The following is a 25,138-nucleotide window of genomic DNA, read 5'->3' as shown; positions in this document are numbered from 1 at the left end:
TACCACTTTTCCGGCCACGCCGCTCTGGTGCTGACGGGTAAAAGTCTTGCGATTGGTATTCCGTTGCGCCTATCATGCTGCCTTTATCGTAATCATTATCGTTCTCTTTTAGATCGACGATTACGGGAATAGTGAATTCTGCTCACCCCTTTCCTTCGGTGACATTACAAACCAAAAACGCTATGCAAAATCAAACTGTACTGCCTGATACTACTTTCAGACTGGACGATGTCAGTTTTTCCGTTGCTGGACGCACGTTGTTACACCCTTTATCTATTACGTTCCCTGTGGGGAAAGTATGCGGCCTGATTGGTCACAACGGCTCGGGCAAATCGACCTTGCTGAAAATTCTGGGTCGCCATCAGCCCGCCAGCGGCGGTACTGCACTGCTGGGCGAACAGGCGACTGGAAGCTGGGACAGCAAATTATTCGCCCGCCAGGTCGCCTATTTACCGCAGCAGCTGCCTGCCGCCGAAGGGATGACCGTGCGTGAGCTGGTTGCCGTAGGGCGCTACCCGTGGCATGGCGCATTAGGCCGTTTCGGCAGCGCCGATCGGGAAAAGGTCGAAGAAGCCATCACGCTGGTGGGGTTGAAACCGTTCGCTAACCGTCTGGTGGATAGCCTGTCCGGCGGTGAACGGCAGCGAGCCTGGCTGGCGATGACGGTGGCGCAAGATAGCCGCTGCCTGTTACTGGATGAACCGACCTCGGCACTGGATATTGCGCATCAGGTTGAGGTGTTGGCGCTGATTCAGCGTATGAGCCGCGAGCGCGGCATCACCGTCATTGCGGTGTTGCATGATATCAACATGGCGGCGCGCTACTGCGATCATCTGGTGGCGTTGCGCGGCGGCAAAATGATTGCACAGGGTGAGCCTGTCGCGCTGATGCAAGGGGACGTGCTGGAAAATATCTACGGCATTCCCATGGGCATTCTGCCTCATCCGGCCGGTGGTGCGCCGGTCAGCTTTGTGTGTTAACTCGGTTTTCCTGCTCATGATGCCTGAACGTTTTTCTTCTCCATCTTCTCCCGATCCGCTACGCCGTCGTTTGCTGACGGCGCTGCTGCTGTCACCGCTGGTTTATTCGGCGGCGAGCAGGGGAGCACCTGCTATATTTCCCGATTTAAACCGCATTGTGGCGCTGGAGTGGTTGCCTGTTGAACTGCTTCTGGCGTTGGGCATCACGCCCTTCGCAATTGCAGATAAGCATAACTACAACCTGTGGGTGAAAGAGCCTGCACTGCCTGAATCGGTGATTGATGTGGGGCTGCGTACCGAGCCTAATCTGGAGTTGCTGACGCAGATTCGCCCATCGCTGATTCTTTACTCTGAAGGCTACGGCCCTTCGGTCGCAAAAATGTCCCGTATTTCTCCGCTGCTGGGCTTTGGCTTTAGCAACGAACAGGGAAAACCGCTGACGTCGGCACAGGCTTCGGTCATGAAGCTGGCCGATGCGCTCAATATGAAAGCGACTGGTGAACGGCATCTGACGGAGTTGGCGCAGTTTCTCCAGCAGGAAAAAATCACACTCCAGCCTTATACCCAGCGGCCTCTGTTGCTCATCACGCTGGTCGACAGCCGCCATGTGCTGGTGATTGGCAAGAACAGCCTTTTTCAGGAAGTGATGGATCATGTCGGGATAGAAAATGCCTGGCGTGGTGAAACCAGCTTCTGGGGCAGTACGATTGTGGGCATTGAAAGTCTGGCAGACGTCGGTGATGCTAACGTGCTTTGCTTCGAGCATGGCGATAGTGCCATCAGCGCACAGCTTGATAAGAACCCGCTCTGGCAGGCCATGCCGTTTGTGCGTAACCAGCGTTTGCAACGTGTGCCTGCCGTTTGGTTATACGGCGGAACGCTCTCGGCGATGCGCTTCTGCCGCGTATTAAATCAGGCTCTGGAGGCGAGAAAACATGCCTAATCCTCTGTCTGTCGGTTCCTCGCACGCGCACAAGCACGTTGCTCATCCGCTGGTGCTGCCAGTGGTACTGATTGGTTTTCTGCTGATCGTGATTCTGGGGATGGGCAGCTACAATTTGCAGCAGCAATTACTGGTATCACAGTGGCTTGAAGGGCTGACTCAGCCTGCCTTGAATAATATGCAGCAGTTGCTGTTTCACTACAGCCTGTTGCCGCGCATGGTGCTGGCGCTGCTGATTGGCGCGGGGCTGGGGCTGTGCGGCGTACTGTTCCAGCAGGTCTTGCGTAATCCGCTGGCCGAGCCGTCAACGCTGGGGATCGCCACGGGCGCACAGCTCGGGATCACAGTGGTCACGCTGTGGGCGCTGCCCGGTGGCGCATGGCTCCAACAGGTCGCGGCTATGGCTGGAGCGCTTGTGGTTGGCGCGTTGGTCTTTGGCATCTCCTGGGGCAAGCGTTTATCACCCGTGACGCTGATACTGGCGGGGCTGGTGCTGAGTTTCTACTGTAGCGCGGTCAACCAACTGCTGGTGCTCTTCCATCATGAGCAATTGCAGGGCTTGTTCCTGTGGAGCAGCGGCGTGCTGAACCAGCAGGACTGGAGCAATGTGCAGTTTGTTTTTCCGCGTCTTCTGGTGTGTTTCTGTCTGGCGCTGCTGTTGATTCGTCCGCTAACGCTGCTGGGGCTGGATGACGGCGTCGCGCGTAACCTGGGGCTTGGGCTATCGCTGGCACGCCTGAGCGCGCTTGGGCTGGGGATTTTCCTGTGTGCTCAACTGGTGAATGCGGCAGGCATTATCGGTTTCATCGGCCTGTTTGCACCGCTGCTGGCGAAAATGCTGGGCGCGCGGCGGTTACTTCACCGCCTTTTATTAGCGCCGCTGCTGGGGGCGCTGCTGCTCGGTGTTACCGATCAGGGCGTTATCTGGCTGAGCCACGTGTGGCTTGACGTCCCAACGGGCGCGGCGACGGCGCTGATTGGCGCGCCGCTGCTACTGTGGCTGCTGCCGCGCCTGCGTAATAGCGGTCAACCTGCGATGGTCGACAGCAGCAGTACGCCGACGGCTGAACGTCGCCTGTGGGGAACGTGGCTGGTACTCGGCATCATGCTGCTGGGAATGGTGGTGATGACTGCGCTGATGTTAGGGAAAGATGCCGACGGCTGGCAGTGGGGCGGCGGCGATGTGTTAACGCAGTTGCTTTCATGGCGCTGGCCTCGGGTGCTGGCGGCGCTAACCGCTGGGGTGATGCTGGCGGTGGCGGGGACGCTAATACAGAAACTGACGGGTAACCCGATGGGGAGCCCGGAAGTGCTGGGGATTAGCTCCGGCGCATCGTTTGGCGTCATTATTTTGCTGTTCTTCATCCCCGGCAATGCGTTCGTGTGGCTGCTTCCGGCTGGCAGCGCGGGCGCGGCGCTGACGCTGTTGGTCATGGTGGTAATTGCCGGACGCGGTGGGTTCTCCACGCAGCGTATGCTGCTGGCGGGGATCGCACTGAGTATGGCGTTCACCACCGTCATTGCGCTGCTGCTGGCCAGTGGCGATCCGCGTATGGGCACCGTGTTGACCTGGCTGTCGGGATCAACCTATGCGGTCGAACCGACTGACGCGATACGTACGGCGGTGATTGCCGTTCTGCTGCTGTTGATTGTCCCGCTATGCCAGCGCTGGCTGCGTATTCTGCCGCTTGGCACCACCACGGCCAGAGCGCTTGGCGTGGCCGTTACGCCGGTTCGTCTGCTAGTGTTGCTGTTGGCATCGGTACTGACCGCGATGGCAACCCTGATGGTTGGGCCGATGAGTTTTGTGGGGTTAATGGCACCCCACATGGCGCGGATGCTGGGCTTTAGCCGGGTGTTGCCGCAAATCGCCTGCTCGGCATTGATTGGCGGCGCGCTGATGGTCATTGCAGACTGGTTTGGCCGGATGATTCTCTTTCCGGCGCAGATTCCGGCGGGGCTGCTCGCGACGTTTATCGGTGCGCCTTACTTTGTTTATCTATTGCGTAAACAGGTGAAATAGCGTGAGCCTCGGCGGGGAGGGAAGCCCGCCGAGATCGTGTGATTAGCTAGGGACGTTAATAGCTTCGACCAGCATCCAGAACGTGGTGAGCACCAGAGAAAGCGCCATGATGCCGTTGAAGGCTTTCAGTTTCCACGGTTCCTGAAGATGTTTGCCGATGCGATCGCCGAGCACGGCCCAAACTAAAATGCAGGGCAGATTGAGTGCCATGAAAGCGATCATTGTGGTGAAAATACCATTGCTGGCGGTATAAAGCAGCGCGATGTTGCTGGACATCAGCCAGGCTTTCGGGTTCACCGCCTGAAATAACGTCCCTTGTAGTACGGTCATCGGCTGTACTCGCCCGTGTAATTCCGGTGCCGATGAGCGCACGATTTTCCACGATAGCCACAGCAGATAGACACACCCCAGCACGGTAAGGGGAAGGCGGATCGCGCTCAGCCAGCTCAGCAAAAGCTCCAATGCCACCCCCATCAGCGCCGTTTGTAGCGCACAGCCAATTAAAATGCCCATCAGCATCGGTAACGTACGGCGCAGGCCAAAATTGACACCTGACGTTGCCAGCAGCAGATTATTGGGCCCCGGCGTGATAGACATGACGGTGACGTAGCTGAAAAAAGAAGGGTCGAGCATGGTGTGATCCTGATGATGGGGGAGAACACTATGGTAGGCAGAAAAAAAAAATGGTTACAGATACACAAAATGATTATTGTTATGGGTACAAAATGCATTAATCGTTAACTGTACTCATCGCCTGGCGGGGGAACTGTGTCCATCATCGACTCACAAGAAAGTACGCTCTATCAACAGCTCGCGGAAACCTTCGCCACGGCGATTCATCAAGGAACGTTAGTGCCGGGAAGCCGCCTGCCTTCTATTCGTCGCGTTGCTGGGTCGCATCAGGTTAGTGTGAATACGGTGCTGAATGCCTGGCGTATTCTCGAAGATCGCGGGTTGATCGAAGCACGACCGCAATCTGGCTACTTTGTGCGAGGACGTCTGCCGTCGCTGACGGAGAGCAAGCCCCACCGTGCGCAGGTGATTGTGCCGGGCAGTGAGCAACTGGATCTGATCGATACCGTATTCGCTGCCCAGACGCATCCGGATTACACCAACATTTCTCTGGCGTGCCCGCAGCATGCCGATTTCTATCCGACCGAAAAAATCAGCCGTATTGCCGCTTCCTTGCTGCGGCGACAGCCCGACCTGATTGGCCGCTATGCACTGCCGCCGGGCAGTGAACGGCTGCGGCGCGAAGTGGCGCGGCGGGCGATGGATTTGGGTATGACATTGACCCGTGAAGACATCACGATCACCCACGGCTGTATGGAGGCGCTACAGCTGGCGCTACGCACGGTCACGCAGCCGGGCGATTGTGTGGGGCTTGAAACGCCAACCTATTTTTATCTCTTTCCTCTGCTTGCCAGTCTGGGATTGAAAACGGTGGAAATTCCCACCGATCCGCAACGTGGTCTTGCGCTGGATGCGTTGGAACTTCTGCTGTCAGAGGGGCGGCTACAGGCGATTATTGCCATGCCGAACGCGCAGAATCCGCTCGGATGTAGCATGACGCTGGCGGATAAAAAACGGCTGGCAAAGCTGGTGAACGATTATCAGGTTCCGCTGATCGAGGATGGGTTATACAGCGAACTTCAGTTTACCTGGCCGCTGTCGCCGACGGTGAAAGCCTTCGATCGTGACGGCTGGGTGATTTACTGCTCCAGCTTCACGAAAACGCTGGCGCCTGATTTCCGCATCGGCTGGATGGCGTCAGGCCGTTTCCGTGCCAAAGTGGCGCGGCTGAAAGCGGTATCGTCAATGGCGGAATCGGCGCTGCTATCGGAAACGCTGGCGCAGTTTCTGGAGTCCGGCGGTTACGATCACCATCTGCGCACGCTGCGCCGCCGTTATGCCGCGCAGATGGATGAGGCGCGTGGGCTGATTGCCCGGCATTTTCCGCAGGGGACACGCGCGACGCAGCCGCAGGGCGGTTTTGTCTTCTGGCTGGAGTTACCGGGCGGCGTGGATGGTGTTGAGCTATTTCATCGTCTGCTGCAAGAGAAAATTTGCGTCACGCCCGGTGAGCTTTACACGCTGAGCGGCCGCTGTAAGCACGCGCTTCGCCTATCGTGCTGCTACCCGTTTGATGAACGCTACACGTATGCGCTTAAGCGCGCGGGGGCGTTGGCGTGTGAGATGAGCGGTATCGATCCGGGTAGCGCAGAGTAGTTTTATGAGTCGCTATTATGAATAGTTTTATGGCGTGCCGTTGCGTCCCCAGGTCAGGTAGCCCGCGCGTTCGCTTAAGCGCTCATAGTAGGCGCGGACGGCGGGATAGTCTGTGTGTTCCAGTGGCGTTTCATACCAGCGGTTCACCGATAGCCCGATGGGAATATCTGCCAGCGTAAACGTCGGCCCCGCAACGTAGTGGCCGGTTCGTTCCAACTGCTGATTCAAAATGCCCATCGTGCGCGACCAAAGATTGCAGGATGCTGCCAGGAGCGCCGGGTCCTGATGCGCGGGAGACTGACGCACCAGCGACATAAAGGCGTAACGCCATGAGGGATTGAGCTCGTTGGCCTGCCAGTCGATCCATTGATCGATCGAAGCACGGCTACGCGGATCTTGCGGGTAGAGCCAGGCTCCGTCCTTCGCGTTGGCGAGGTAACGTATAATGGCGTTCGATTCCCACATGACAAAATCGTCGTCCTGAATAACCGGTATCATGGCATTGGGATTGAGCGTCAGAAACGCCGGTGATTGCGGTGACTGATAACCTTCGCCCCAGTCTTCGCGGTCGAAGGGAATCGCCAACTCATCACACAGCCATAGCACTTTCCGAACGTTGATCGACGACGTGCGTCCCAGAACCTTTAACATGACCTCTCCGCTATTTTCAGGAAAATAGACTTACTCATAACCAATTTAAGAGGGCTTGTCATTCTCGAATGACAGTCGCTGTGAAAAAAGTAGGGAGCGGGGAAGAAGGGAGAATGCGACGGCGTCAGTGTTAGTGAATGACGCCGTCGAGATACGCTTTTACAGACGTGAGAAGCAGAGCTGTGCGGCTTCGATGGTGCGATCGATGTCCTGTGGCGTATGCGCCAGCGACATAAAGCCCGCTTCAAACGCGGACGGCGCGAGGTAAATTCCTTCTTCCAGCATCATGTGGAAGAACAGCTTAAAGCGCTCGACGTCGCACTTCATCACATCCTGATAGCAGGTGACGCTCTCGGCATCCGTGAAGAACAGGCCGAACATGCCGCCCGCCTGATTCACCACCAGCGGAATGTTTTCGGCTTTCGCGGCAGCCAGCAGGCCATCAGCCAACTGATTGGTCAACGCGGTGAGTTTTTCATGTACGCCGGGTTTCGCCACTTCGGTTAAACAGGCAAAGCCTGCGGCCATGGCAATCGGGTTACCGGACAGCGTTCCCGCCTGATAAACCGGGCCGGTTGGTGCCAGCGCCTGCATGACTTCACGCTTGCCGCCGAATGCGCCGACTGGCATGCCGCCGCCGATGATTTTCCCCAGACAGGTCAGATCCGGCACCACGCCGTAGTGCGACTGCGCACCCGCCAGTGCGACACGGAAGCCGGTCATCACTTCATCGATAATGAACAGGGCACCGAACTCGTCACACAGGGCACGCAGGCCAGGAAGGAAATCTGGCAGCGGTGGAACGCAGTTCATGTTGCCCGCAACCGGTTCAACAATAATTGCGGCGATCTCGTCTGGATATTGTTCAAATGCGGCGCGAACAGATGACAGATCGTTATAGACGCAGGTCAGCGTGTGGCGAGCAAAGTCGGCTGGAACGCCGGGGGAATTAGGTTGGCCCAGCGTCAGCGCGCCGGAACCGGCTTTCACCAGCAGGCAGTCGGCGTGGCCGTGGTAGCAGCCTTCAAATTTGATGATTTTATCGCGGCCGGTGTAACCACGCGCCAGACGGATCGCGCTCATGGTGGCCTCCGTACCGGAGTTGACCATCCGCACCATATCCATACTCGGCACCAGCGAGGTGACCAGACGCGCCATCTGCACTTCCATTTCTGTCGGTGCGCCAAAGCTCAGGCCGCGTTCTGCTGCCGCGATCACTGCATCACGGATAGCCGGATGGTTGTGACCCAGCACCATCGGACCCCACGATCCCACGTAATCAATGTACGCTTGCTCGTCAGCGTCATAGAGATAAGCGCCATCAGCCCGTTCGATGAACAGCGGAGTACCGCCGACGCCGTTAAAAGCACGAACGGGTGAGTTCACACCGCCGGGAATAAGTTGCTGTGCCGCAGCATACAGGCTTTCAGATTTGTTCATTACGCGGTCCTGACTGGTCTTGATCGTAAAATGTAGGGGTATTCTAATGAACTGACCGCCGTTATGAAATCGCTGTGCGGGTTTTCACTTGAAAACACACCGTACCATACCCACAGAGAGTACTGGCTGTGTGGTGGATGAGGCGGCATAATGCGGCGATTATTTCAACAATTTACCCGTCATACTTCAAGTTGCATGTGCGTTGGCTTCCCTTACTCACCCCAGTCACTTACTTGAGTAAGCTCCTGGGGATTCCTGCGGTTGCCGCCTTCCTGAAACTCGAATTATTTAGGGTAGGGCTGTCAAATCTTGAACGTTTTCGCATACTGCCGGATAATAAGCGTATGAATATGGGTCTATCACCTGATAAGCCCTGAGTTGGGAGTAAAAATATGAGCGATGATATAGCAGCACTGCCTCTGCAATTTACCGATGCGGCGGCAAGCAAGGTGAAAAACCTGATTGCTGATGAAGAAAACCCAGAGCTGAAACTGCGTGTGTACATCACGGGCGGCGGCTGTAGCGGTTTCCAGTATGGTTTTACCTTTGATGATCAAATCAACGACGGCGATATGACCATTGAGAAACAAGGTGTGGCGCTGGTGGTTGATCCGATGAGCCTGCAATATCTGGTTGGCGGTGCGGTGGATTATACCGAAGGTCTGGAAGGTTCTCGCTTTATCGTGACGAATCCGAATGCGAAATCCACCTGCGGCTGTGGTTCCTCTTTCAGCGTCTGATCCTGCATTGCGGTTATTCACCGACTGAAAAATAAAAACCGTGTCTTGTTGCCGAGACACGGTTTTTTTATATGCCCGTCATACTTCAAGCTGCTTGTGCGTTGGCTGCTCTTACTCACCCCAGTCACTTGCCTGAGTAAGCTCCTGGGGATTCGCTCGGTTGCCGCTTTACGAGGCGCATAAATGAGCCTCGCCCTGAAGGGCCAACGCTTTGCGTTGTTCAAAACGCTAACGTTTTGTCATGCAACTCGAATTATTTAGGGCATAGTAAACAAGCAACCTGCCACAAGAAGCGTTAATTAAAAGAATACGCTTCGTGTTTTTACTGTGATTACCATTCGACCGTAATCAGACGCATTTCCGTACCCTGTGCGGTTTTTGCCGCAGAAGTCGAAAATTTTGCCTGATCGACCTGAATGCGTGACTCAGTAATTTTAGGTTGTGGTACAGAGGCTACGTTACAATTCATTTGATATTGACCGGATTGAGGCGTTACGCCGCACGCCGGTTGTATAGTCAGTTGAGCGTTAATTTGCCCGCCCTGACTCCCTGCATATGCCGTGCTACAGGCCGCCATAAGTAAGCCCGCGTAAAGCAACGCATTTTTCATAGTTAAAGCTACCTGGTGTCAAAGGAACCGATATCGGTTCAAAGTTTTCTCATTTCGTCTTGCTTTGGCTTTATCGCCATCGCCGGGCGGTAATCAACACCTTTTATTGATGTCTATGATTCCACCGTTACGTTCAGATTATCGGCAACTATTGGCGAAATAAAAGTCTGTTAGTGTTACAACTTGTATACTAATGAATCTATTGTTATCGGAATGATTTCACAGTGTTAATTAACAATCACTTCGCTGACGAAAGCGTGGGTCTTAACTCTGCTAATTGAGAACAAATTTGCCGGGCTGCCAATAATAAACGTGGGCCGCTGCGGCTAAACCAGTCCTCATTGACGGTAATCACCGGAACCGCTAATTGCGGCTGCCAAAACGTTTGCACGCTGGAAGCCCTATCTGGCGTACCGACGACAATAATGGCCTGCGGCTGGCGTCTTAACACCTGTTCACGACTGACCTGCGGCCAAGGCACCGGGCTGTCGCTAAAGACATTTTCAGCACCGCACAGTGAAACGATCTGGCTTTGCAGCGTCGCTTTCGACGAGGTAAACAGCGGCTGAGTGCCAAATTGAAGGAATACCCGCAATGGCACGGCGTTCGGTTTCTCGCCAGCGTGCTGGAGTTCACCTATTCCCTGCTGAAAATCTTTTGCTGCGCGTTCAGCTTGCTCAGGATGGCGGCTATAGGTCGCCAACTGTCGTAGTGACGCCGGGATATCGTCTAACGTCTTCGCATCCAGATAAACGATAGGAATCGAGAAATTGGCGAGCTGTTCCAGCGGACGCTGTGGGTTACCCTCGCGCCACGCCAGAATCAGATCGGGTTTGAGGGCGAGGATCCGCTCCAGGTTGATTCCCTGCCAGGAAGCCACCTGTTCCAGCTTTTCCGCTTCTGGCGGATAATCTGACCAGGCGCTGACCGCAATCAGCTGTTCGCCCATGCCAGCCGCATAGGCCATTTCCGTCGCGTGTGGTGCGAGACTGATCACGCGTTGCGGAATGGCATAAGCGGCGGTGCAGAGCAGTAGCCCGGTCAGCCAGCAGAGGAACCTGAAAGTCACTATTAGCGTGCGGCCAGCTTGGCCAGAATCGCTTCTACCATCCGCGTTGACTGCTGTGCCGCAACGCTCAGGAACTCATCGAAACTCAGGTGTGAGGCTTTATCGGCCACATCAGAAATCGCGCGCACCACTACAAACGGGACGGCGAACTGGTGGCAGACATGGGCGATCGCTGTCGCTTCCATTTCTACGGCAATTGCTTTCGGGAAGGTGGTGCGGATACGGGCTAACGGCTCTGCGCCGTTAATGAAGGCATCACCGCTGACAACCAGACCGCGCACGGCGTTCAGCTGTAACTCGGCAATGACTTCCTGTGCCAGTGTGATGAGTTTTTCATCGGCAAGGAAAGCGGCAGGGCAGCCTGCCATCTGGCCGGGCTCATAGCCAAAAGCGGTGACGTCAGCATCGTGGTAGCGCACTTCATCGGAAACGACGATATCGCCGACGTTCAATGTAGGTGCGAGTCCGCCAGCGGAACCGGTGTTAATGACCACGTCTGGCTTGCTGTGCTCCAGCAGCAGCGTGGTGCCCAACGCGGCGGAGACTTTGCCGATACCGGATTTCAGCAGGGCGACATCCACACCGTTGATTTGTCCGGTGTAGATTTCGCAACTCGCACGTTGGAAGGTCTGACGGTTTTCAATCCGATCGCGCAGCAGCGTTACTTCTTGTTCCATCGCGCCGATAATACCGACTTTCATAAGGTTCCCCGCAAATTCTGTTATAAATGGAAGGCGTGTAGCTGGGGTTAGTCTATCATGGCTAGCGGGATGAGATGGAGTGTCCATCATTGTGCTGTAGCGGGATGACATGGAGAACCGTATGTCTGGTATCGATTTCGCCAAAAAAATGAGCTTTCAGCGCCATTTCAGCCGGCCTAAAACGGCTGAGGATGAATATACGATTGTGCGCCAGTTTGAGAGCGATCGGGGTCGTATTATTAACTCCGCTGCCATCCGCCGCTTACAGCAAAAAACCCAGGTCTTTCCGCTAGAACGTAATGCGGCCGTCCGGTCCCGCCTGACCCACTCGATGGAAGTTCAGCAGGTGGGACGCTATATCGCCAAAGAGATTTTGCACCGCCTGAAAGTCGACGGGCGGCTGGCGTCACTGGGTCTGGACGACAGAGAAACACCGTTTGAAAGTCTGGTCGAAATGGCGTGCCTGATGCATGACATCGGCAATCCGCCGTTTGGACATTTTGGCGAATCTGCAATTAATCAATGGTTCAGAAAATTACTGGATAGCCACTATCTGGACAGTGCATCCACAGAACGCGTCGATGACTGCAAAGTGCTTACGCTGCGGATGCAGCAGGATGGACTGGACGATCTGCGCGGGCAAATCCGGCAGGATCTAAGCCATTTTGAAGGCAACGCACAGGCGATCCGTCTGGTGCATACGTTGCTGAAGCTCAACCTGACCTACGGGCAGGTGGCCTGCATTTTGAAATACACCCGTCCCGCGTATTGGCACGGCGAGCTTCCGGCGGATTACCATTATTTGATGAAGAAACCGGGCTACTATCTGTCAGAGGAAGCGTTTGTCGCGACACTGCGTGAAGAGCTGGATATGGGCGAATTTCATCGTCATCCGCTGAGCTACATTATGGAAGCGGCTGACGATGTGTCCTACTGCATCGCGGATCTTGAGGATGCCGTCGAGAAAGATATCCTCACGATCGACGAACTTTACGATCGTCTGCGCGAAAATTGGGGCGCAGGAGCAGAAAAAGACATTTTCGCTAAAACGATTGAACGTGCATACAAAGATCGCGAACGCTTTCAATGGCGTAGCCACGACGATCAGTTCTTCATGAATCTCCGTGTTCATACCGTGGGGCAGATGGTGCCGCATGCCGCGCAGCGTTTTATCGACAACCTGCCGGAAGTGTATGCCGGATCGTTCAATCAGGCGTTGCTTGAGGACGACAGCCCGCAGAATCGGCTGTTAGGCATTTTCAAACGCGTCGCCTTAAAGCACGTTTTTAACCATCATGAAGTTGAACAGTTGGAGCTACAGGGGGATCGCGTGATTCGCGGCCTGCTGGATATTTATAGCCCGCTGCTCGAGATGCCCTATCAGGATTTCAGGCAGCTTGTGAGCGACGATACGCACAAGCGCTATCCGATTGAAACGCGGCTTTATCACAAGCTGTCCAGTAAGCACTGTCTGGCCTATTGTGAAGCGGTTGCTGAGTTGGAAGGGTTAGCCGAAACTGAGCGTGCAATCCGTGAATATTATTATCGGGCGCGCCTGATTCAGGATTACATCAGCGGTATGACCGATCTGTACGCCTACGACGAATACCGCAAGCTGATGGCCGCGGATTAGCGGTGAACAGGCCGCAACGGAAATCGCGACTTTTGTAAAGCCGTTCAATATTTCCTTACGCTTCACGATCTTCCCCTTGGGAACCTTGTTGGTCCATATTTATCTCATACAGCACGACCACTGAGTGTACCCGGTGTCGGGTACACGGGCCGTAAGACTTGCGTGTTGATTACTATGAGATAACCTCCTATGAAAAGAAAATCACTGGTTCTGAGTGCGCTGGCGTTAAGTCTGGCGATGGCGATGGGCTCAACCACGGCGACTGCCGCTGAGTCAGCGGCGTCTGCCGCGTCATCGGGTCAATTACCCAGCCTGGCCCCTATGCTGGAAAACGTCATGCCTTCCGTGGTGAGCATCTATGTGGAAGGGCATACCACCCATGCGGGCAATGCGGGAAAAGAAGATATCCCGCCGCAACTTCAGCCGTTTTTTGGTGAAAACTCGCCTTTCTGTCAGGAGGGATCGCCGTTCCAGTCATCGCCAATGTGTCAGGGAGAAGGTGACGACGACGGTCAGCCGCCACAGCAGGAAAATTTCCAGGCGCTGGGCGCGGGCGTCGTGATTAATGCAGAAAAAGGCTATGTGGTGACCAACAGCCATGTGGTGGATAACGCCGATAAGATTCAGGTTCGACTCAGCGATGGCCGCAAGTATGACGGCAAAGTGTTAGGCAAAGACCCGCGTTCAGATATCGCGCTGGTGCAGTTGAAAGATTTTAAAAATCTGACGGCGATTAAGGTCGCGGATTCCGACCAACTGCGGGTCGGTGATTACACGGTAGCGATTGGTAACCCGTATGGCCTAGGCGAAACGGCGACATCAGGTATTGTGTCCGCACTGGGGCGTAGCGGGTTGAATATTGAAAACTACGAGAACTTTATTCAGACCGATGCGGCGATCAACCGGGGGAATTCCGGTGGTGCGCTGGTTAATCTGAACGGGGAACTGGTTGGGCTGAATACCGCGATTCTCGCTCCAGATGGTGGCAATATCGGGATTGGTTTCGCTATCCCCAGCAATATGGTGAAAAGCGTCGTGGCACAGATTGTCGAATTTGGCGAAGTGAAGCGCGGCGAGCTGGGTATCACCGGGATGGAGCTGAACTCCGAACTGGCGCAGGCGATGAAAGTTGATGCACAGCGCGGTGCGTTTGTGAGTCAAGTGCGACCTAAATCAGCAGCAGATGAAGCGGGCATCAAGGCGGGCGATGTGATCGTCACGCTGAATGGTAAGGCGGTCAGCAGCTTCTCTGCGCTGCGTGCGCAGGTTGGATCGCTGCCGGTGGGCAGCAAAGTGGCGCTGGGACTGCTGCGTGAGGGTAAACCGCTGACGGTTGAGGTGACGCTGCAACAGAGCAATCAGGCTCAGGTGGCTTCCGGTAATCTCTACTCTGGCATTGAAGGTGCCGAGCTGAGCAATACTCAGGTGGACGATAAAAAAGGCGTCAAGGTGGATAACGTTAAACCCGGTTCCGCGGCGGCTAAAATTGGCCTGAAGAAAGACGACATTATTCTGGGCGTTAATCAACAGACGGTACAGAATATTGGCGAGTTGCGTAAAATTCTGGACAGCAAACCGGCCGTTCTGGCGTTGAACGTTCGTCGCGGTGAGAACACGATTTATCTGCTGGCTCCGTAATTGAACTGTTCAGCGTCTACGTTAATAATTACCTTTTAAGACAATTTGTTACGTTACTTATCTGGCCGGGTACTCTGGTACTCGGCCACTTCTCGCTTCTCTATGAAAGTGCTTTTGTGAGTTCTTCCACAGATTTAATCTAATTCCCGTTTCTTTGTTAATTTGCACAATGTGTGGCGCACCGTGTGGCGGTATGCTGGTGCAATTGTCAATGTTCCTCTCAGAGGTAAAAATGGCGTCGTATCATCTCAATGCCAAGATGGCACAGGATATTGTCGCGCGGACCATGCAGATCATTGATAGCAATATCAACGTGATGGATGCTCGCGGTAAGATTATCGGCAGTGGCGATCAGGAACGATTGGGGGAACTGCATGAAGGAGCGCTGCTGGCGCTTTCGCAGGGGCGAGTCGTCGATATTGATGATGCCGTGGCGCGTCACCTGCACGGCGTGCGTCCGGGCATCAATTTACCCCTGCGCATCGACGGTGAAATCGTTGGCGTCATCGGCCTGACGGGGAATCCCAGCCAGCTACGGCAATACGGTGAGCTTGTCTGCATGACGGCGGAAATGATGCTGGAGCAGGCGAGGCTGCTGCATATGCTGGCGCAGGATAGCCGCCTGCGTGAAGAGCTGGTGCTGAACCTGATTCGCACCGACGACCTGTCTCCCGCCCTCATGGAATGGGCGCAGCGTTTAGGCATCGATCTGAATAAACCCCGCGTCGCCGCGGTGATCGAAGTGGACAGCGGGCAGCTCGGTGTTGACTCCGCCATGGCAGAGCTACAGCAGTTGCAGACGCTGTTGACCACGCCGGAACGCGACAACCTGATCGCTATTGTTTCTCTGACGGAAATGGTGGTGCTAAAACCGGCGCTGAACAGCCACGGGCGCTGGGATGCAGAGGAACACCGGCGTCGCGTAGATACGCTGATGTCGCGTATGGCGGAAAGTAGTCGGCTGCGAGTGCGGCTGGCACTGGGGAACTATTTTGCTGGCCCCGGCAGTATCGCGCGCTCCTACCGAACGGCACGCACGACCATGAGCGTAGGCAAACAGCGTATGCCCGCCCAGCGCTGTTATTACTATCAGGATTTGATGTTGCCCGTGCTGCTGGATAGCCTGCGTGGTGGCTGGCAGGCAAATGAGCTGGTGCGTCCGCTTTCGAAGCTTAAAGCAATGGACGGCAATGGTCTGCTGCGTCGGACGTTGGGGGCCTGGTTCCGTAACAACGTCCAGCCCGGTGCGACGGCGAAAGCGCTCTTTATCCACCGCAATACGTTGGAATATCGCCTTAACCGCATCTCTGAACTGACGGGGTTAGATCTGGGGAATTTCGACGACCGTCTGCTGCTGTACGTGGCTTTGCAACTGGATGAAGAAGAGTAGGGCAGAAAGACACGCCGTTTTACGTCCACTGTGATTCAAGCTTAGCTTGCACCGTATTGACCTGATGCCGCACGGCATCAGGGTTACCTCATATTCCCGTCGTAAAATATTACTGCTGCAACAAAATTGCTTAGACTGAAAACTATTACATAATCATTAACAATATAACGCGATAGCATAAATTATCGCGAAACAATATTTTTGCCCCTTCCTTATATCCACTATTGTCACTTCCATGTTGTCAGCCTGATATACCCGTCCTATTTCAAGCGGCATGTACGCGGTTCAAAACGATAACGTTTTTTCCTGCAAATTGAATTGTTTAAGTTATTAATCAGTCACATCCGTCATGATTTTATCTGATACTTTCGAGCATTAGGGAGTGATAAGAATGTCAATACGTCGTCTGGGGTTATCTGTTGCTACGGCAGCACTGTTGTTTTCCGGTGTGGCCTCGGCGGCTACCGAATTATTAAACGTGTCTTACGATCCGACGCGTGAGTTATATCAGCAATACAATGCGGCGTTTATTAAGCATTGGAAAGCGACCACGGGTGAAGATATCTCCATCAAAAACTCGCACGGTGGTTCTGGCAAGCAGGCGCGTTCCGTGATTGACGGCTTGCAGGCTGACGTGGTGACGCTGGCGCTGGCTGGTGACATTGATGCATTAAACCTGAATCAACAGCTGATCGACCCTAAATGGCAGGCACGTCTGCCTGACAACAGCACTCCTTACACCTCCACCATCGTTTTTCTGGTACGCAAAGGTAATCCGAAGCAAATCAAAGACTGGAACGATCTGGTGAAACCGGGCGTTGAAGTGATCACGCCAAACCCGAAAACCTCTGGCGGTGCGCGTTGGAACTTCCTGGCAGCGTGGGCTTATGCCAAAGCGCAACCGGGCGGCAATGATGAAACCGCACTGAAATTTGTCACTGAACTGTATCGCCATGCGCCAGTTCTGGACACCGGTGCACGTGGGGCAACCATCAGCTTTGTACAGCGTCAGCTAGGCGATGTGCTGCTGGCATGGGAAAACGAAGCCTACCTGTCTCTGCAAGAGCAGGGCGGCGATCAGCTTGAGATCGTGACGCCGTCTCTGTCGATTCTGGCTGAACCGCCGGTTGCCGTTGTCGACAAAGTCGTTGAGCGTAAGGGAACGCAGAAACAGGCTGAAGCCTATCTGCAATACCTCTACAGCGATGAAGCGCAGCGTATCATCGGTAAAAATTTCTACCGTCCACGTAATGCCAAGATCGCTGAAGAGTTTAAAGATCAGTTTGCCCCGGTGAATCTGGTGACGATTGATAAGGATTTCGGCGGCTGGAAAGCGGCACAGGACAAATTCTTTAATGACGGCGGTGTGTTCGACGCCATCTTTAAAGAGATTAATAAGTAAGTTTTTAATGTCTGATGGATTAAGGCCGCTATCACCCTAGCGGCTTTTTTCAGGTTAAGAAGGCAGAGGACCTGCCGCCTTAACCTTTCTGTCAGGTAGCGCGCGTCGGCAAGCAGTTGTTGGCTGGGTAGTGAGTATGAAAATTAAAGGCACGGTATGTCACAACGTTCTTCCTCAGTGATTCCCGGTTTCGGGCTAACGTTAGGGTTTAGCCTGAGCTATTTAGGATTAATTGTCCTCATTCCGTTGGCGGGGATGTTTTTGTATGCCAGCCAACTAACGTTTGGTCAGTTTTGGGATCTGATCACCAGCCGTCAGGTGCTTTTCTCCTTGCGGCTTTCGTTTGGTACGGCGCTGGCTGCGGCGTTTATTAACGGCATTCTCGGGACGCTGCTGGCCTGGGTACTTGTGCGGTATACCTTTCCCGGCCGTAAAGTGATCGATGCCATGATCGATATGCCTTTTGCGCTGCCAACCGCCGTGGCGGGGATTGCGCTGACGGCGTTGTATGCGCCGAATGGCCTGATTGGCTCGCTGTTTCCGTTCAAAATTGCCTACACCGGTATTGGCATCACGCTGGCGCTTATTTTCGTCACGCTGCCTTTCGTGGTCAGAACGCTGCAACCGGTGCTCGCTGATATTCCGAAAGAAGTGGAAGAAGCCGCTGCCTGCCTTGGTGCGCGTCCGCTTCAGGTTTTCCGCCATGTCTTACTTCCTGCGCTGTTACCGGCGTGGCTGACGGGCTTTGCGCTGGCCTTTGCCCGTGGCGTTGGGGAATACGGTTCCGTGGTATTTATCGCGGGGAATATTCCGTTTAAAACCGAAATTCTGCCGCTGCTGATCGTCTCCAAGCTGGATCAGTATGACTACAAGGGAGCAACCGGGATCGGTGTATTCATGCTGCTGGTTTCTTTCATTATGCTGCTGCTGATTAACGTTTTGCAGCGCCGCATTCAACCGAAACTGTAAGGGCCGGTCTTCATGGAACAGGTTATTTCCACTCAGGCCAACGCGGCTAAAAGAAAAAAACAGCCCGCCGCCTATTACATTCTGGTTTCACTCGCGTGGGTCGTCTTTTTCCTGATTCTGGTGTTGCCGCTGATGATGGTGGTGACTCAGGGGCTGGATAAAGGCGTCGGCGCATTTTGGGACGCGATCACCGAGCCGGATGCGATTTCTGCGCTTAAGCTGACGCTGCTTGCGACCGTCATTTCTGTACCGCTAAACGTGGTATTCGGGTTGGCGACGGCGTGGTGCGTGACGAAATTCGAATTTCGTGGCAAGAGCTTTCTACTGGCGCTGATCGACTTGCCATTTTCCGTTTCCCCTGTGGTTGCGGGGCTGGTGTATGTGCTGCTGTTTGGGGCGCAAAGCAAGATCTATCCCTTCCTGCTCGAACACGATCTGCAAATTGTTTACGCCGTTCCGGGCATCGTGCTGGCGACAATTTTCGTCACGCTGCCTTATGTTGCCCGTGAGCTGATTCCGCTGATGGAAGAGCAGGGCTCGCAGGAAGAAGAAGCGGCGCGGCTGCTGGGGGCGAATGGCTGGCAAATGTTCTGGCACATCACGCTGCCGAATGTGAAGTGGGCGCTGATCTACGGCGTGGTGCTGTGTACTGCGCGTGCGATGGGGGAATTTGGTGCCGTTTCCGTCATTTCCGGCCATATCCGCGGCCTGACGAACACGCTGCCGTTGCACATCGAAATTCTTTATAACGAGTACAACATCGTTGCGGCTTTCAGCGTGGCGATCCTGCTGCTAATTATGTCACTGGTCGTGCTGCTGCTGCGCCAGTGGAGTGAGAGCCGATTGACGAAGCAAATAGAGAAACAACAGGAGTTGGCCAAAAATGAGCATTGAGATTCGCAATATTAATAAACAATTTGGCCAGTTCCGGGCGCTGAACGAGATTAATTTGTCGATCCACAGCGGTGAGCTGGTGGCGCTGCTGGGGCCATCGGGCTGTGGTAAGACGACGCTGCTGCGTATTATCGCCGGGCTGGAACAGCCGGATAGCGGCAGCATTATTTTCCACGGCCAGGATGTGTCCGTTCACGATGTGCGTAAACGCAACGTGGGGTTTGTATTCCAGCACTACGCGCTGTTCCGCCACATGACGGTGTTCGATAACGTGGCGTTTGGGCTGCGAATGAAGCCGAAAAATATCCGCCCGTCGAAGAGTGACATCGAAAAGAAAGTACATGAATTGCTGAATCTGGTGCAGTTGGACTGGCTGGGAGATCGCTACCCTGAACAACTTTCCGGCGGCCAGCGCCAGCGTATTGCTTTGGCGCGAGCGCTGATTGTCGAGCCAAGCATTCTGTTGCTGGATGAGCCCTTTGGCGCGCTGGATGCCAAGGTACGTAAAGAGCTGCGCCGCTGGCTGTCTCAGTTGCATGAAGATATCGATCTGACATCGGTATTTGTGACGCACGATCAGGAAGAAGCGATGGAAGTCGCCGATCGCATCGTGCTGATGAACAAAGGCGTGATTGAACAAATCGGCACGCCAGCGGAAGTGTACAACAACCCAGCTAGCGAGTTTGTTTACCATTTCCTTGGCGACAGTAACCGGTTGAAAGTAGCGCAGACGGAAGAGACGATTCTGTTCCGTCCTCACGAAGTGTCGTTATCCGTTCAGGCGCAGGAAGGTTATCAGGCGGTGACAGTTCGAGATATTCGCCCACTCGGCGCTTTAACGCGCCTGTCGTTGAAGCTGGGTGAGCAGTCGGAGCTGATTGAAGCGGAAGTCGCAAAGGATGATGTAAGTCTGCACGGGCTACAGAAAGGCGATGTGATTCAGTTCAAACCCAAGCGTTATAGCCACGATTGGGAAATCTGATCGGCAGATTGTTGAAATAAAAAACCCGCGAATCCGCGGGTTTTTTGCTTTTGCCGTCAATACTAGCCGTGTGGCAAGGATTAGCGATAAGCGGGGTTAGAGGCAACAGAATAGCGACCGCTACCGACCAGCATGATGATAATGCCCGCGAAGAAATAGAGTGCTTCTAATTCCAGCGCCCAGGCACCCACGTTAGTCAGCGTGAAGAATTTACCTGTGCCAACCATCAATGTAGCAACAACCAGCGTCAGCGCGGCAATCAGGCCGGAAATACGGGTAAATACGCCCAGAATAATCAGAATCGGGGCAACAACCTCGCCGATATAAACGCCATAAGCGATAAAACCTGGCAGACCTGCGCCTTGCAGCATCTGTACGATCCAACCTACACCGTGCTCAATTTTTGCTACGCCATGAAACAGCAGCAGAATACCTACAGTTAAACGCAGTAAAAGTTTACCTGCATCAGGATGATCGGTTAAACGCGTGAACCACTGATTCAACTGAGCAATCATAATAGACAACCTCATAAGTGAGCAAAAAATGCTTATTGGTAATGTTTGTTGGCAATGCTTTGTATAGGGCGGCAGTGTCGTCGATTTAGGGGTTGAATAGAAAACCAATAAATTTGATATTTTATGTCAAAAAATTACGTGAACATCGTAAACGCAGATAAGCATAGCACCGCAATTGCGGCGGTCTAATGATGGATGGGCGTTTTAACCCCATCATGTCGTTGATGTTTGAGAGGAGGGAATGGCAGCGCAGAACATCACGCTGCCGTATCGGCTACCTTGTGCTTCAGTAGTCAATCGAATAAGTCAGAGCGAACGAGCGGCCTTGCGCTGGCAGACTGGAGAGCTTGCCATAGGTGGCTTCGGCCTGTTGGCTGTAGACGGTTTTATAGTCACGATTAGCCAGATTGTAGATGCCAAAGCCGACTTGGCCGCCCAGTAACGGAGCGTGAGCGATGAGGTCGAACACGGTATAGCCTGAAATCTTTGCTGCTGGCGTGGAGCGAATGCTTGAGCTGACAGTAGCGTATTTAGCATCATTATAAGCGCGGTCGGTTCCGCCGACGGTCAGGGATTGCAGACGTACTCCGTATCCATTGGCGAATGTCCAGTCGCTGTATAATGTGGCTTTCAGCGGTGAGACACGGAACGCATTCAGTTCGCGCCATTCGCCAGCGGCGTCTTTATATTCGCCTCGGGTATAGGCAAGCGTGCCGCCAATGTTCCAGCTTTCGGACAGTGGGTATTGCAGGTTGCCTTCCATGCCCCAAATACGTTCGTCGGTATCGGCTACTGACACGCTATAGTCACGGTTGAACTGCACCACCTTATCGGACGTGTTGTAGAACGCGGTAACGCCAGCATTCAGGCCGCGGTTATCCCTCATGCGCCAACCAAGTTCATAGTTGTTGACCTTGATGGAGTCGATACTGTCGCCGTTAATGGTGAAGGTCGCCGGTACGTCGCGCAACATGCGCTGTGTGTCGGGCAGGCTGAAGCCTTGGGAAAAGTTGGTGAATAACTGATGGGTATCGGTCAACTGGAACACTAGCCCCAGGTTATACAACGTTTCCCCATGCTTCACTTGACCACCTTCGAGCTGCCTGGCCTGATAGCCGGCTACCCTGTCCGCAGTGATGGCCTCGCTGTAGGGCGTTGAGGTGGAAACCTTGTTGCGGATGGTCTCGTGGCGCAGACCTGCCTGCAGGTTAAGGCGTTTAGTCAGCGCATAGTCCGATTGCAGGAATAGACCGGTTTTGTCCACCTTAACATCTGGCCCCATGGCGTAACGGTTTTCGGCTTGATAACGCAAGCCGTTACTGGCGATGAAGGTGTTGAGACCGTAGGATTGCCCACTCTGGCTGTCTTTTTCCTGTTCGTAGTCAAGACCATAGGTTAACTGTAGATCGCGTCCTGCCAGGCTCATGTTTTTTTGCAATGCGGTACGCACTCCCCAGACATCAATATCCGTATTGGATTGCATTGCCACATATGTGCTGCCGCCAGGCAGCGCTGAGTGCGTTACTGCGGAGACAGAAGGGAACCAGCGTGATTGTTCTTTGCGATAATAGGCTTCAGCCGTCAACTGCTGGCCGCCCAGTATGTCTCGATTCTGGTATTGGGTATTGAAGCCGTAATGCCGGGTGCGGGGCTGGTCGTCAAGCTGTAACCCTTTGATGCCCTTGAGGCTGGGCTGAAAAGTCGCCGGAGTGAACAGCGCGGCCAGTCCGGGGCCATAATCGGGGCCGTAGTCGCTGTCTTGCTCATCATTGTAATACCTGAATGCGCCGCTCAACTGCTGGTTGTCACCCAGATTCCAGGTCAGCCGGCTATTAAAATCGAGACTGGTTGTGTCCTGCCGATCGGTTTGGGCGATTTCCGGCCCGATCCGATTCCCGTGGGCATCGCGCATGTCCCCTTGCTCGGTATAGTTCAGCCCGGCAAAGCCGCTGATGTCATCGTTATGGAAAGAGGCGGTTTGCGTACCGCTGTAGGCCATACCTGATTTAGACGGCTTATCTGCGCTTTTCAAGCCAAATTGGCTGCTGAAAGCATAAGGTTCATCATCGGCATTACGGGTGATGATATTGATAATACCGCCCGTAGCGCCTGCGCCGTAGAGGCTTGTGGCGCCAGATACGACTTCGACACGTTCGATCATTGTCGGTGAAATGCTGTTGAGCTGCCGCGAACCGTCACGCGAGCCAGTCAGTGGTACGCCGTCGATCATGACCTGTACCGTGCGCCCGCGCATGGTCATACCGTAGTTACTGGTGGTGCCGGAGGCGGTAGCCAGGCCAGGCACCAACTGACCGAGAATATCAGCGGTAGACCTGCCTGCTGAGGATTGTCTGGCGATATCTTCGCGTTCGATGCTGTAAACCGTTCCGGCGATGTCGGCAATGTTTTTCACCGAGCGGGCCGCCGTTACCGTCATGATATCGGTGTCCTGCGTCTGGCTGCGAGTTTGCTGCACGGGGGGCTCGGTCTGTGCATACACCTGAGCGCTGATGGCCAGACTCAAGAAGGTTACCCGCGCGGGGGGCGCAAGATATCGCATAATGTCTCCTGAATAACTGAATGATAAGGGTTAAATGGTTTTGGTCAGATGTTGTCTGATGAGCGGTCGGCACAGCAGAACGCTAAGCAGCGACAGCACGCCGAGCAGCAGATAATAAGCGCCATAGCCGAGCCCTGCGGCGAGAAAGCCGGAAAGCGAACCGCCAAGGAAAAACACCAGAAGTTCAAAGCACACCAGCACAGTGAAGTCGGTGCCTGCCTGTCGACGGGAGCACAGGCGCATGAACAGCGTATAAAGACTGGTCATCGCCATGTAGCGGATCGCTAGCATGACGATGACTAGCGTGCCGAGCCAAAATCCTGAAGTCATGGCTGAGCCGCTGTAGATCAGCGCAGCGAGCAGTAGGTAGACGCCACTGCGCAACCAGCCAGCACGAACCAGCAGCATGTCGGATGAGTAACGTTTGAGCGCCCACGCGGTGATGATGGCGCTCAGCAACCCGACCCCCGCCCCAGCCACTGACATCAAAAGGCCGATTTCCACCAGTGTCCATTGCTGATCGACCAGCAGCGGATTAAGCATTGCCATGGCGGGGGCTTCAACCAGCCGGTAAAGCAGAATGAGCAGTAAAGCCCAACGTATTTCACGACGCTTGAACGTATTAGCGAAACTCGGGCGTTCGGATGCTGGGGATACTTGAGGACGTTCATTAATCCAGGTGACGGCGATCATGGTCAGCGCTGTCAATACCGCCAGAGACAGCAAGGCGCTGCGCCAGCCGTACAACTGATACAGCAACAGGATGCCTGCTCCGCCGATCATGCTGCCCAGCGCCACGCCGATGCTTTGCGCCATGCTGCCAAGGCGATGATCTGACTCTGCCAGTGACTCCACCGTATAGCCGTCGATGGCGATATCCTGCGTTGCAGCCCAAGTCGAGATCCATAACCCAATCAGTACGAATGGGAGCAAGCCGTAATCCCATTTGGTGAACGCCAGAACCAATACACCGCTTGCCAGTGCGATTTGCGTCAGCCATAGCCAGGTGCGACGACGCCCCAGCACGGGCAGATAATAACGGTCAATTAACGGTGCCCAGATAAATTTGCAGGCCCAAGGCAGATAAAGCAGTGAAAGCATGCCTATCCAGCGCAGATCCACCCCCTGGCTACGCAGAATGCTCGGCAGAGCGACGTTGTAGAAATACAACGGCAGGGCATGCGCTAAATAGAGAATCACGATCGCCGTCAGTCCTAATCGGCTGATCGGTGCGAACTCACTCGCTCGTTTCATTATTCACCCATGCCCATCATGCGTTCAGCAATCCAGTGATAGCCACTGGACTTCTCAAGTGTGACGAAGTACGGCACGCCCCAGGTTCGGTGCAGTGCGGGGGCATCCAGACGAGCTTGTTCGGATGTGTCACGGGCAATGCGCACCAGACCACGGCAGTAGCGCTGAAACGCGGGTTTGTGCTGGCGATACCAGAATGCCTGAATGGATCGGTAATCGGGGGCGAACTCGGTGTGCGCGAGTGTTCTGGCGATGAAGAAAAAGGGTTGTTTCGATTCGAGAAGATGCTCGATGCACGCCAGCCATTCGCGTATTTCCTCAGTGCTGACGTTTTCCTGAAACACCGCGTCGACCAGCGCGGTTTGCGTGACACGTAAAACCATGTGTTGTTACCCTTGAAATGAAAAACGTCACAGACCTTAGACAGTCGATTGCCGTCATGTTACAAATGAGAATACTTCTAATTCAAATCGTTCGCTTAGGCTAAAAAAAGAAAAAGTTAGGCGCGACGATAT

22 protein-coding genes and 1 pseudogene are annotated in these 25,138 nt (G+C 54.3%); 13 read left to right on the top strand and 10 right to left on the bottom strand.

From position 1 onward, the window contains the following. Nucleotides 1-182: 182 nt before the first annotated feature. From fhuC to fhuB, 3 genes are read left to right on the top strand one after another with little or no spacing between them, the layout of a single operon-like run. On the top strand, nucleotides 183-980 hold the full coding sequence (gene fhuC, locus HP572_RS14350; protein ID WP_039486665.1) for a Fe3+-hydroxamate ABC transporter ATP-binding protein FhuC: 798 nt from the start codon (nucleotides 183-185) through the stop codon (nucleotides 978-980). 16 nt (nucleotides 981-996) lie between these two features. Beyond that, a complete protein-coding gene (gene fhuD, locus HP572_RS14345) occupies nucleotides 997-1,923 on the top strand; it encodes a Fe(3+)-hydroxamate ABC transporter substrate-binding protein FhuD (protein ID WP_240583567.1) in 927 nt (308 codons plus the stop codon). Continuing rightward, the gene (gene fhuB / locus HP572_RS14340; protein WP_240583566.1) at nucleotides 1,916-3,946 is read left to right on the top strand and encodes a Fe(3+)-hydroxamate ABC transporter permease FhuB; all 2,031 of its coding nucleotides are present in this window, start codon (nucleotides 1,916-1,918) and stop codon (nucleotides 3,944-3,946) included. The genes fhuD and fhuB overlap by 8 nt, the downstream gene beginning before the upstream one ends. 42 nt (nucleotides 3,947-3,988) lie before the next feature. Here fhuB and HP572_RS14335 read toward each other — a convergent pair whose 3' ends face one another. Then, on the bottom strand, nucleotides 3,989-4,579 hold the full coding sequence (locus HP572_RS14335) for a LysE family translocator (protein WP_240583565.1): 591 nt from the start codon (nucleotides 4,577-4,579) through the stop codon (nucleotides 3,989-3,991). Nucleotides 4,580-4,714: 135 nt separating this feature from the next. Here HP572_RS14335 and HP572_RS14330 point away from each other — a divergent pair, with 135 nt between their 5' ends. Beyond that, a complete protein-coding gene (locus tag HP572_RS14330; protein WP_240583564.1) occupies nucleotides 4,715-6,175 on the top strand; it encodes a PLP-dependent aminotransferase family protein in 1,461 nt (486 codons plus the stop codon). Between the two features lie 27 nt (nucleotides 6,176-6,202). Here HP572_RS14330 and HP572_RS14325 read toward each other — a convergent pair whose 3' ends face one another. Together HP572_RS14325 and hemL are read right to left on the bottom strand one after the other, a co-directional pair. After that, nucleotides 6,203-6,826, bottom strand: a complete 624-nt coding sequence (locus HP572_RS14325; RefSeq protein ID WP_240583563.1) for a glutathione S-transferase family protein — start codon at nucleotides 6,824-6,826, stop codon at nucleotides 6,203-6,205. A gap of 159 nt (nucleotides 6,827-6,985) precedes the next feature. Continuing rightward, nucleotides 6,986-8,266, bottom strand: a complete 1,281-nt coding sequence (hemL, locus tag HP572_RS14320) for a glutamate-1-semialdehyde 2,1-aminomutase (protein WP_193397716.1) — start codon at nucleotides 8,264-8,266, stop codon at nucleotides 6,986-6,988. 392 nt (nucleotides 8,267-8,658) lie between these two features. On the opposite strand from hemL, the gene erpA reads away from it, so the two are divergent. Next, complete coding sequence (gene erpA, locus HP572_RS14315) at nucleotides 8,659-9,006, top strand: iron-sulfur cluster insertion protein ErpA (RefSeq protein WP_005969047.1); 348 nt, start codon at nucleotides 8,659-8,661, stop codon at nucleotides 9,004-9,006. A 331-nt stretch (nucleotides 9,007-9,337) separates the two neighbouring features. On the opposite strand, the gene HP572_RS14310 is transcribed toward erpA, so the two are convergent. From HP572_RS14310 to mtnN, 3 genes are all read right to left on the bottom strand, one after another. After that, on the bottom strand, nucleotides 9,338-9,616 hold the full coding sequence (locus tag HP572_RS14310) for a hypothetical protein (protein WP_205549354.1): 279 nt from the start codon (nucleotides 9,614-9,616) through the stop codon (nucleotides 9,338-9,340). A 238-nt stretch (nucleotides 9,617-9,854) separates the two neighbouring features. Further along, a complete protein-coding gene (gene btuF, locus HP572_RS14305) occupies nucleotides 9,855-10,685 on the bottom strand; it encodes a vitamin B12 ABC transporter substrate-binding protein BtuF (RefSeq protein ID WP_240583562.1) in 831 nt (276 codons plus the stop codon). A gap of 2 nt (nucleotides 10,686-10,687) precedes the next feature. Further along, a complete protein-coding gene (gene mtnN / locus HP572_RS14300; protein ID WP_240583561.1) occupies nucleotides 10,688-11,386 on the bottom strand; it encodes a 5'-methylthioadenosine/S-adenosylhomocysteine nucleosidase in 699 nt (232 codons plus the stop codon). A 121-nt stretch (nucleotides 11,387-11,507) separates the two neighbouring features. Between mtnN and dgt the strand changes: the two genes are divergently transcribed. From dgt to HP572_RS23005, 8 genes and pseudogenes are all read left to right on the top strand, one after another. Continuing rightward, nucleotides 11,508-13,019: a dGTPase gene (gene dgt, locus HP572_RS14295; RefSeq protein ID WP_240583560.1), complete on the top strand. Its 1,512-nt coding sequence runs from the start codon at nucleotides 11,508-11,510 to the stop codon at nucleotides 13,017-13,019. Between the two features lie 189 nt (nucleotides 13,020-13,208). Continuing rightward, nucleotides 13,209-14,657, top strand: coding sequence for a serine endoprotease DegP (degP, locus tag HP572_RS14290; RefSeq protein WP_240583559.1), 1,449 nt, complete (start codon nucleotides 13,209-13,211; stop codon nucleotides 14,655-14,657). A gap of 232 nt (nucleotides 14,658-14,889) precedes the next feature. Next, the gene (locus HP572_RS14285) at nucleotides 14,890-16,047 is read left to right on the top strand and encodes a CdaR family transcriptional regulator (protein ID WP_039360836.1); all 1,158 of its coding nucleotides are present in this window, start codon (nucleotides 14,890-14,892) and stop codon (nucleotides 16,045-16,047) included. 397 nt (nucleotides 16,048-16,444) lie between these two features. Further along, nucleotides 16,445-17,449: a sulfate ABC transporter substrate-binding protein gene (locus tag HP572_RS14280; RefSeq protein WP_370690984.1), complete on the top strand. Its 1,005-nt coding sequence runs from the start codon at nucleotides 16,445-16,447 to the stop codon at nucleotides 17,447-17,449. 156 nt (nucleotides 17,450-17,605) lie between these two features. Continuing rightward, entirely contained in the window at nucleotides 17,606-18,418 is an 813-nt protein-coding gene (gene cysT, locus HP572_RS14275) for a sulfate ABC transporter permease subunit CysT (protein WP_010280704.1), read from the top strand. 12 nt (nucleotides 18,419-18,430) lie between these two features. Then, nucleotides 18,431-19,312 carry a sulfate ABC transporter permease subunit CysW gene (gene cysW / locus HP572_RS14270; protein WP_010280501.1) on the top strand — a complete coding sequence of 294 codons (882 nt, stop codon included), beginning with the start codon at nucleotides 18,431-18,433 and terminating at the stop codon, nucleotides 19,310-19,312. After that, nucleotides 19,302-20,168 (top strand): annotated as a pseudogene (locus tag HP572_RS14265) (sulfate/molybdate ABC transporter ATP-binding protein); the annotation flags it as partial. The gene cysW and the pseudogene HP572_RS14265, both read left to right, overlap by 11 nt. Next, the gene (locus HP572_RS23005; protein WP_371745333.1) at nucleotides 20,157-20,294 is read left to right on the top strand and encodes a hypothetical protein; all 138 of its coding nucleotides are present in this window, start codon (nucleotides 20,157-20,159) and stop codon (nucleotides 20,292-20,294) included. The pseudogene HP572_RS14265 and the gene HP572_RS23005, both read left to right, overlap by 12 nt. A gap of 80 nt (nucleotides 20,295-20,374) precedes the next feature. Here HP572_RS23005 and HP572_RS14260 read toward each other — a convergent pair whose 3' ends face one another. From HP572_RS14260 to HP572_RS14245, 4 genes are all read right to left on the bottom strand, one after another. Then, the gene (locus tag HP572_RS14260; RefSeq protein ID WP_095700287.1) at nucleotides 20,375-20,809 is read right to left on the bottom strand and encodes a DoxX family protein; all 435 of its coding nucleotides are present in this window, start codon (nucleotides 20,807-20,809) and stop codon (nucleotides 20,375-20,377) included. 286 nt (nucleotides 20,810-21,095) lie between these two features. After that, the gene (locus tag HP572_RS14255; protein WP_240583558.1) at nucleotides 21,096-23,369 is read right to left on the bottom strand and encodes a TonB-dependent receptor; all 2,274 of its coding nucleotides are present in this window, start codon (nucleotides 23,367-23,369) and stop codon (nucleotides 21,096-21,098) included. Nucleotides 23,370-23,399: 30 nt separating this feature from the next. Next, entirely contained in the window at nucleotides 23,400-24,623 is a 1,224-nt protein-coding gene (locus HP572_RS14250; RefSeq protein WP_240583557.1) for an MFS transporter, read from the bottom strand. Continuing rightward, the gene (locus tag HP572_RS14245; RefSeq protein ID WP_240583556.1) at nucleotides 24,623-25,006 is read right to left on the bottom strand and encodes a hypothetical protein; all 384 of its coding nucleotides are present in this window, start codon (nucleotides 25,004-25,006) and stop codon (nucleotides 24,623-24,625) included. Before HP572_RS14245 ends, HP572_RS14250 begins: the two co-directional genes overlap by 1 nt. Nucleotides 25,007-25,138: the final 132 nt, after the last annotated feature.

The sequence above is a fragment of the Pectobacterium sp. PL64 genome, assembly GCF_022477975.1.
Classification (GTDB): domain Bacteria; phylum Pseudomonadota; class Gammaproteobacteria; order Enterobacterales; family Enterobacteriaceae; genus Pectobacterium; species Pectobacterium jejuense.
The sequence above is the reverse complement of the archived record's forward strand: the minus strand, read 5'-3'. Positions and strand labels throughout refer to the sequence as shown.